Source organism: Olegusella sp., from assembly GCF_057238325.1.
In genome coordinates this window covers 59,139-67,239 of record NZ_DBHHGF010000012.1, presented here as the reverse complement: position 1 = coordinate 67,239, position 8,101 = coordinate 59,139, and the positions used below count along the sequence as shown (strand labels likewise).

Annotated in this window: 8 protein-coding genes; 2 read left to right on the top strand and 6 right to left on the bottom strand. The window is 50.7% G+C overall.

What is annotated here, in order from left to right:
- Nucleotides 1-296 precede the first annotated feature (296 nt).
- Nucleotides 297-896, top strand: coding sequence for a 5'-deoxynucleotidase (gene yfbR / locus ACO5JD_RS08335; protein WP_484989092.1), 600 nt, complete (start codon nt 297-299; stop codon nt 894-896).
- On the opposite strand, the gene ACO5JD_RS08330 is transcribed toward yfbR, so the two are convergent.
- Nucleotides 893-1,843 (bottom strand): hypothetical protein, encoded by a 951-nt coding sequence (locus ACO5JD_RS08330; protein ID WP_484989090.1) that lies wholly within the window; start codon nt 1,841-1,843, stop codon nt 893-895. The genes yfbR and ACO5JD_RS08330 overlap by 4 nt on opposite strands.
- 324 nt (nt 1,844-2,167) lie before the next feature.
- Here ACO5JD_RS08330 and fba point away from each other — a divergent pair, with 324 nt between their 5' ends.
- Nucleotides 2,168-3,040 carry a class II fructose-1,6-bisphosphate aldolase gene (fba, locus tag ACO5JD_RS08325; RefSeq protein WP_021625654.1) on the top strand — a complete coding sequence of 291 codons (873 nt, stop codon included), beginning with the start codon at nt 2,168-2,170 and terminating at the stop codon, nt 3,038-3,040.
- A 411-nt stretch (nt 3,041-3,451) separates the two neighbouring features.
- Here the strand turns inward: fba and ACO5JD_RS08320 are convergent, their stop codons facing one another.
- Genes ACO5JD_RS08320 through sufB form a run of 5 tightly spaced genes read right to left on the bottom strand, consistent with a single transcriptional unit; the run spans nt 3,452 to nt 8,100 of the window.
- Nucleotides 3,452-3,913 (bottom strand): RrF2 family transcriptional regulator, encoded by a 462-nt coding sequence (locus ACO5JD_RS08320; protein WP_484989088.1) that lies wholly within the window; start codon nt 3,911-3,913, stop codon nt 3,452-3,454.
- Between the two features lie 2 nt (nt 3,914-3,915).
- Nucleotides 3,916-4,353, bottom strand: coding sequence for a Fe-S cluster assembly sulfur transfer protein SufU (gene sufU, locus ACO5JD_RS08315; protein WP_484989086.1), 438 nt, complete (start codon nt 4,351-4,353; stop codon nt 3,916-3,918).
- Entirely contained in the window at nt 4,340-5,605 is a 1,266-nt protein-coding gene (locus ACO5JD_RS08310) for an aminotransferase class V-fold PLP-dependent enzyme (RefSeq protein WP_484989084.1), read from the bottom strand. Before ACO5JD_RS08310 ends, sufU begins: the two co-directional genes overlap by 14 nt.
- Complete coding sequence (locus ACO5JD_RS08305; RefSeq protein WP_484989082.1) at nt 5,606-6,691, bottom strand: SufB/SufD family protein; 1,086 nt, start codon at nt 6,689-6,691, stop codon at nt 5,606-5,608. It lies immediately after the preceding gene.
- A complete protein-coding gene (gene sufB, locus ACO5JD_RS08300; protein ID WP_484989080.1) occupies nt 6,691-8,100 on the bottom strand; it encodes a Fe-S cluster assembly protein SufB in 1,410 nt (469 codons plus the stop codon). Before sufB ends, ACO5JD_RS08305 begins: the two co-directional genes overlap by 1 nt.
- Nucleotide 8,101: the final 1 nt, after the last annotated feature.

Genomic DNA, 8,101 nt, shown 5'->3' with positions numbered 1-8,101 from the left:
CCCTAAGCTGGGACTTCAACAAAACAGGGTCTAGTTAAACTTCGGAATCATGGAGTGCCGCAAGTACTAAGGCAATAAGAAGAAAGACTCCCAGAATACCCATAATGCCCAGAACAAGACTTGTAGTCGTATCGTCCATGATAATCCTTTCTACGGGTTACCTTTACTGTCTACACGACTTGGTAAGATAGTACACGAATAGCCAAGACTTAGCATTTGTGCATGTAAATGATGAGTTAGAGCTTGGATTGGAGAACAAAGCGAGTTATGTAGGTGATTTTAGTGTTAGGAGAGTTATGCCAGACAAGAAGGAGTCGCATTTCTTTGCCCTGCTTTCTCGACTAAAGTATATTGACCGTTGGGTCTTGATGCGTTGCTCGCGTACGGAAAATCTGTCCGAGCATTCGCTGGAAGTTGCGATGATTGCTCATGCGCTTTGCGTGATTGGTAACGTACGTTATGGCCGTAAGCTCAATCCCGAGCGAGCGGCGTTGGTGGGCATGTATCATGATGCGTCCGAAATTATTACCGGTGATATGCCAACACCGGTAAAGTATCGTAACGGTCAGTTGCGCGATGCATATCACCGGGTAGAGGCTGAGGCAGAAGACGAATTGTTAGATACGCTGCCTGAAGATTTGCGCGAGGAGTTTGAACGAGCATTTCGTTTTGGTGCGGACGACGAGCTGATGCTGCGCCTTGTCAAGGCGGCTGACAAACTTTCTGCTCTCATCAAATGTGAGGAAGAAGAGCGTGGTGGTTCGGGTGAGTTTGCGACTGCTGCGGCTTCCACACGTCAGAAGCTTGAAGAGATGGCAATAGAGTTACCCGAAGTGCGCGACTTTATGGAAGAGTTTTTGCCTAGCTATGGTCGCACCTTAGACGAGCTGCTTTAGTTTGAGCTGTTAGTGGTATTTGTTTGGTTGCCGCTGGTACCGCTCTTACTAGTATCTGTTTTTGTAGAAGAAGTGCTGGAGTCGGACTTGTCTTGGCTCTGCTTGTCTTCGCTTGGGTTGGTCTTGCTAGCGTCGCTATTTGCAGTATCGGAACTACCACTGTTGCTATTTTCGCTATTGTTGCCGTTTGGGTTAGTGCTTTCGTCTGCTTTTGTGGAGTCGTCAGCCTTGCTGGAGTCTGTTGAGTCTGCAGTTTTGTTGTCTGTCGTATCGGCAGTGTCTGTGCTTTCGTCAGTTTTTTGCTGGGTGTCTGCCGATTTGTCCTGCTCGCGTGAGTCTGGCTCGGTGTAGGTCGATGGTATCAACACGGTTTTGGATCCAAGACCCTGACCTGCTGTGACAAGTGAAATTATTCCCGCCGTTATTGCAAGTGCTAGCAGTGCCGCGGCGATAGCTACGCCTAGACGACGCCATGCCAGCTTGTTTGTGCGTACGGCTGCGGCTTGGCGGATTGAGTTTGGGGCTATAGGAGTTCCTGTTGCTGCATGGGAATGCGGACCTGTTTTGTCCGAAAGCGTGAGTGGGCGCTGTTGCACCACAGTCTGATCCATTGCAGGTTCTGATATAGCTGTAGTCACATCGCTGGTGGGGGAGTCCGTGTTTTTCTCATAAGGCGAAAAAGCTGCAGGTAGAGAAACATTCTGCAGTTTAGCTGCCGAACGTTGAATGATTTGCTGGTAAATCTGGCTTGCAAAAGACGAGGCGGCTGCTGCAATTATGGTGCCGATAAGAGAGCCTGCAACGCCAATTTTGGTTGAGAGTATGAGTGCCGTACCTGCTGCCATCGCACTTGCAAATACTGTCGCAAAGGAAACCTCGCCAAACAAACTTTTCTTTTCGCCAGAGTTGGCAGCTGCGGCGTTGATATCGTTTTGCTTGTAAGCCATAGCTATTGAAGTGCCTCCTCAAGGTTGGTCTTCTTGCTCATTTTCCCGAATTGGCCTAAGTCATACCAGCCAAGCTAAAATTCTTGGCAGAATTACACGAAAAGCTAATCGTCCTTGCATGTTTTCGTCAAAACTCCTCCCAGCTCAGCATTCCAATAAAATTCCAACCCCTCTTTAGTCTCTCTTCAACTCCTTTTTTAACCTCTCTCATAAGATTTTCTAAAAAAGTAGCGCCTAGCTGACAAATGCGGGCGTTTGAAGACGGATTAGCTGGTAATATGTTCTGTAGGACGTGTTCAGTAGTTGCGACATTAGGAGGCACACATGCTTGTCAACGCAACACAGATGCTCCAGAACGCTGAGAAGGGTCACTATGGCATCGGCGCATTCAACACTAACAACCTCGAGTGGGCAGACGCCATCATCACGGCGGCTGAGGAGAAGCAATCTCCGCTGATTATTCAGTGCACCAGCGGCGCCATGAAGTGGCAGGTTAGCTTCAAGGTTGTTTCCGAGATTGTGCATCAGATCGTTGAGGATAGGAAGATTACTGTTCCTGTTGCTCTGCATCTTGACCATGGTTCGTATGAGGCTTGCTTTGATTGCATCGAAGCTGGCTTTACCTCCGTTATGTATGATGGCTCTCATGAGGCCGACTTCCAGACCAACCTCGATCGTACCGCTGAGATTGTGAAGATCGCTCATTCCAAGGGCATCTCCGTTGAGGCCGAGGTCGGTGGCATTGGTGGTACTGAGGACGGCGTTACCGCTCAGGGCGAGCTTGCTGATCCCGAGCAGTGCAAGCAGATTGCTGATCTGGGCGTTGACTTCCTTGCTTGTGGTATCGGTAACATCCACGGTCTGTACCCTGATAATTGGGCTGGCCTGAGCTTTGATCGTCTTGCTGAGATCAAGGCTGTCGTTGGCGACCTGCCTCTCGTTCTTCATGGTGGTACGGGTATCCCTGTTGACCAGATTCAGAAGGCGATTGCCAACGGCGTTTCCAAGATTAATGTCAACACTGACCTTCAGGTTGTCTTTGCTAACGCTACTGCTAAGTACTGCGCTGAGCACCCCGGTTTTGATGACAAGGCATTCGATCCTCGTAAGCTCCTCAAGCCTGGTCGCGAGGCTATTGCCACCCGCACCAAGGAGCTCATTGATGAGTTCGGTTCTGCAGGTAAGGGCTGGGCATAAGTTTTGCTGCGTACGCCAAGACGAGCGCACTGCTTGTGCGCCGATGGCGTATTGCTGCATGTAAGTGTGATCGTCAAAAGGGATCAACTTTCGGGTTGGTCCCTTTTAGCACGTGCAGGTTTCTCTGCTTAAAGCACAGGTGGGATACAAACCGCAAATACAAACCACAGATACAAACCGCAAATGGTTCAAGGTTCGAGGTAAGCAAGCGTAAATGCGCAGGTCATTTTTTTCGTAAGTCCGAAGGATGAACCATCTACCGAAAATTCGCCTGCTCCTTTTTGCAAGAGCGGGAGCGATGAAGCTTCTCACAAGAGGTAGGTTGCGTAGTCGGAGGTATCTAGCCCCTGTTGTTGGCGGAAGCGAGGCCGCAAGAGCACGAGGCAGGTTGCGTAGCTGAGGATCTCTAGGCTAGCAGTCGGGGTGGTTGAGCTGGGTATCGGTAGGATGAGCTTCGGATCCGTCGGTAGGTAAAATGTCCGCCAAAGTTTTGCTGTCCAGATACTCAGCGGTTACCTGGCCGAGACCTGCCCACACCTTTACCGTAGGGCAATCAAAAACCTGTGGGCAAATCTCGTCGTTGGTGCACTGTAAACAGGCCACTGGCGCCAGAGAACCTTCAGCAGCACGCAAAATTTCGCCGATGGTGTACTCCTCAGGCTTGCGTGTCAAACGATAGCCGCCGCCCTTACCGCGTTGACTATCAACGTAACCTGCTTTGTGCATAAGCGCAATGACCTGTTCAAGATACTTACGTGAGATATTTTGTCGTTCAGACACATCGCCCAGCGAAATCCACCCTTCATGCGTTGCGAGATCGCTCATTGCTCGTAAGGCATAGCGACCCTTGGTGGAGAACATATTTGCAGCCATAGCTAGTTCCCCCTATCTTCCAGCATTTCTTCAAGCGTGCGCCACGCCAGCTCTGCACATTTCACACGCGCAGGCATGTGCGAAATATCCTTCAGGCTTGCTGCATCTTCTAGCAGAGCAAGTTTGTCAGGGTCGGTTTCAGTACCACGCACCATATCCATAAACAAGCGACACAGCTCGATTGCCTGTTGGGGTGTTTTGTCTGTTATAAGGTCAGCCATCATATCAGCTGATGCCTGGCTGATTGCACAGCCGCTACCCTGATATGCTGCTTCTTCAATTACCCCATCGTCACCAATTTTGACGGAAAATACAAGGTCGTCGCCGCAGCTAGGATTAATACCTTCATGGGTGTGCGTAGGATCGTCCATCTGATATTTGTAGTCGGGATGGGCAACATGATCCATGAATGCGGCATTGTAAAGATTAACGGTTTCCATGGAATACCTGCCAAACCTGTTTTAGACCCTCAACTAGGCGGTCGATATCGGTCTTATCGTTATAAAAAGCAATACTTGCGCGGCTGGTGCTTGACACGCCCAGCTCAGTCAAGAGTGGCTGAGCACAGTGATGACCTGCACGAATACAAATGTTTTGCATATCAAGAATAGAAGCGACGTCGTGTGGGTGAACGTCTCCTACGTTAAAGGCAACAGAGCCCAGATGACGCTTGCCATCGGTAGGGCCGATGATATCGATAAAGTCGAGTGCTGCTAGCCGATCGGTGAGGTAGCGTACCAGCAGACGTTCGCGGGTCTCAAGAGTATCCCAGCCCTTTTCTTCCAAGTAGCTCAATGCTGCATCCAGTGCATAACTGCCCGCAGCGTCTTGTGTTCCCGCCTCAAATTTTTGAGGCACAGGAGCCCATACGGCATCAGTTTCGCTAACGGAGTCAATCATCTCGCCACCAGTCAAGAAGGGCGGCATTGTATCGAGTAGTTCTGCTTTGCCCCAAAGGACACCAATACCCATAGGACCACACATCTTGTGAGCCGAGAAAGCAAGCAGATCACAGCCAAGTTTGCGCACGTCAACAGCTATATGCGGCACGGACTGTGCGCCGTCGACGACCATCTTTGCACCCATAGCATGTGCTCGGGCGGCAATCGCGGGAATATCGTTTTCGATGCCGAGCACATTGGAAACCTGCGTCACCGAGACAATCTTTGTTCGTGGGCCAATCTTGGCCTTAATCTCGGCAGGTGTGATACGGAAATCATCATCAAGCCGCAAAAATACCAACTTTGCACCAGTCTCGCGACAAATCTGTTGCCAAGGAATCAGATTGGAGTGGTGCTCCATGATAGAGATAACTACCTCGTCACCTGGTCGTAGTAACAGGTGTCCCAGCGAATGCGCAACAAGATTTAGACTTTCAGAGGCATTGCGCGTAAAGACAATCTCGTTACCCTGTGGCGTGCCTTGTTTGTCCACAGCACCAATAAAACGCGCGACATGCGCCCGCGCCTCTGCGATAGACCGCGTCGCGTCAACCGACAGACGATACAGACCACGCAAGGGGTTTGCATTCATCGTCTCATAGAACTTACGCTGTGCATCAAGCACACAAGCAGGACGCTGTGCCGTTGCAGCGCTATCCAAAAAGACCAGCTCGGGATTGTTGGCAAGCAGAGGGAAATCCGCCTTATAGGGGTTTTGCTCAATGAGAGCTAGCTCGTCAGAATTCAACATTTAAGCCTCCCTGCTCTCGTCAAGCTCGTGTGCAACCTCAGCACCTAAAATGGCTTCCGCTCGAGTGATGGCGGCAGCACGTAAATCCTCGGTGGACGCATTAATGATTGCATCATCAAAGATTGCGCGCACAAAGAGTGCCTCTGCTTCCTCGCGAGAAAGACCGCGGGCAGCAAGGTAATCCAGTTGCTCGGGGCTTACCGAACCGATGGTGGCACCATGATTGCCCTGAACATCATCCTCATCACAAAGTACCGTTGGCAGCGTTTTGTTGACAATATCGTCGCCGGTTACCAGTACAGTTTCGGATTCGTTGCCTTTGGCATCTTTTGCACCGTGAATCAAATCGATGGTCTGACGCAAAGTTTTTTTGCCAGCGTCGGCAAGGACACCCGTTGCGTGCATCTCGGAGCGACTATGGCGACCGCGCATACGACATAGCTGATTTACGTCAAGCAGATCTTCGCCGCTCACGTGGTAGCGCATTGTCAGATCCAAGCGGCTGGATTGACCAGCAAGATTGCATCCAAAACCAAACGCGACCTTCTTGCCACCCAAAGCGTATTGGCGTACCGCAATCTGTGCATTTTCATCGGCAAAAATGCCGACAGTTTCGATGTGCTGGCCTTCAACTGCAACAAGCTCAGTCAGTTGTAGTTTGGCGCCGCGCTCAACATAAATGCGGGTGAGTGCTGCTGATGTCGGAGTCGATTTATCGGTATTGCTGTTATTTGGCGTGCTATTGGTACCAGCAGCTACTATAGCTACCGTTGCGTGCGATCCAGCGCGTAGCATCACAGCGGTATTGGCAACATATCCTGCAGAAACTTTAATAACGATGGGCTCGGTGCGTGTGGTATTGCGCGGCACTTCAATATAGTGACCATCGCCTGCAGCAGCTGCAATCCAGGTGGCTGCCTCGATGCCTGAACCCGTCTCGATACTGTCAAAGATGCGTGGTACTGCTTCGTATACTTTGCCCGTCGCGTCAGGTGTGGGCACTTCGAATTGCACGTCGTTAATGCGCAGATAGTTCCAAGTTTCAGCAACAGGTGAGTTGACGTGCGGGAGAGTTTGCATATCCATTAGCCGATTGCCCCCTCCATCTCGAGTTTAATCAGGTTGTTCATCTCGACCGCATACTCAAGCGGGAGCTCCTTGGACACAGGGTTAGCAAAACCATTGACAACCATTGTGCGAGCTTCTTCTTCGCTACATCCACGGCTCATCAGATACAAAATAGTGTCATCAGAAATGCGACCAATGGTGGCTTCGTGACCCACTTGTGCAGAACCGCAACGTACATCCATTGCGGGGATGGTGTCTGAGCGACTGATATCGTCAAGCATCAGTGACGAGCAGCTTACAGACGCACGAGCGCGTTCGGCTTTGCGACCAATGACAACAGAGCTGCGGAAAGTGTTGATGCCGCCGTCCTTTGAAATCGACTTGGTTTCGACAGATGCGGTGGTATCGGCGCCCTGCAGGATAACCTTGCAGCCAGTATCGAGATCTTGGTTTTGGCCAGCAAAGGTGATACCTGTGAACTCAACGCTGGAGCGGTCACCCTTCATAATCGAGGTAGGGTAGAGGTAGGACACATGACTGCCAAAGCTACCCGAAATCCATTCCATTTGTGAATCGGTACCTACCGTGACGCGCTTAGTATTGAGGTTGAACATGTTTTTTGACCAGTTTTCGATGGTCGAATAACGCATGTGTGAGTGATTGCCGACAAAGATTTCAACCGCGCCTGCATGGAGGTTTGCGGCGTAGTATTTTGGTGCCGAGCAACCCTCGATAAAGTGCAGGTTGGTATCATCTTCGCAGATAATCAGCGTATGTTCGAACTGTCCGGCACCCTGCGCATTTAGGCGAAAGTAGCTCTGCAACGGATAATCTACCGTGATACCGCGTGGCACATACACAAAAGAGCCGCCTGACCATACGGCGTAGTGCAGTGCTGCAAACTTGTGATCACGAGGCGGAATCAACTTGCCAAAGTACTGCTTGACCAGCGGCTCATATTCGCTGTGCAGCGCATCTTCGATGGTGGTATAAACAACGCCTTGCTTTGCCATCTCTTCTTTCATGTTGTGATACACGATTTCGGAGTCATACTGGGCACCTACACCAGCGAGACTTTCGCGCTCTGCTTGCGGAATGCCTAAACGTTCAAAGGTATCTTTGATGTCCTCAGGCACTTCTTCCCAGTTGCTGGCCTGCTTGGTCTTGGGTGAGACGTAGGTTGAGATATGACTCATGTCGAGCCCGCTGGTATCTGGACCCCAATTGGCAGGCATCGCGAGATTTTGGTAGGTCTCTAGTGCGTCAAGACGCATTTGCAGCATCCACTCGGGCTCATCTTTCTTTGCCGAGATAGAACGCACGATTTCGGGAGTCAATCCATCGGCGTACCGCTCGTAGCCCTCTTCTGATTTGGTGAAGTCATACAGTGAGCGGTCAACGTCTTGGACCTGTGTCCTTTCTGCCAAG

Coding starts and splice junctions, on each gene's coding strand:
- yfbR (WP_484989092.1), top strand. CDS start 297: ATGCCAGACAAGAAGGAGTCGCATTTCTTTGCCCTGCTTTCTCGACTA.
- ACO5JD_RS08330 (WP_484989090.1), bottom strand. CDS start 1,843: ATGGCTTACAAGCAAAACGATATCAACGCCGCAGCTGCCAACTCTGGC.
- fba (WP_021625654.1), top strand. CDS start 2,168: ATGCTTGTCAACGCAACACAGATGCTCCAGAACGCTGAGAAGGGTCAC.
- ACO5JD_RS08320 (WP_484989088.1), bottom strand. CDS start 3,913: ATGGCTGCAAATATGTTCTCCACCAAGGGTCGCTATGCCTTACGAGCA.
- sufU (WP_484989086.1), bottom strand. CDS start 4,353: ATGGAAACCGTTAATCTTTACAATGCCGCATTCATGGATCATGTTGCC.
- ACO5JD_RS08310 (WP_484989084.1), bottom strand. CDS start 5,605: ATGTTGAATTCTGACGAGCTAGCTCTCATTGAGCAAAACCCCTATAAG.
- ACO5JD_RS08305 (WP_484989082.1), bottom strand. CDS start 6,691: ATGGATATGCAAACTCTCCCGCACGTCAACTCACCTGTTGCTGAAACT.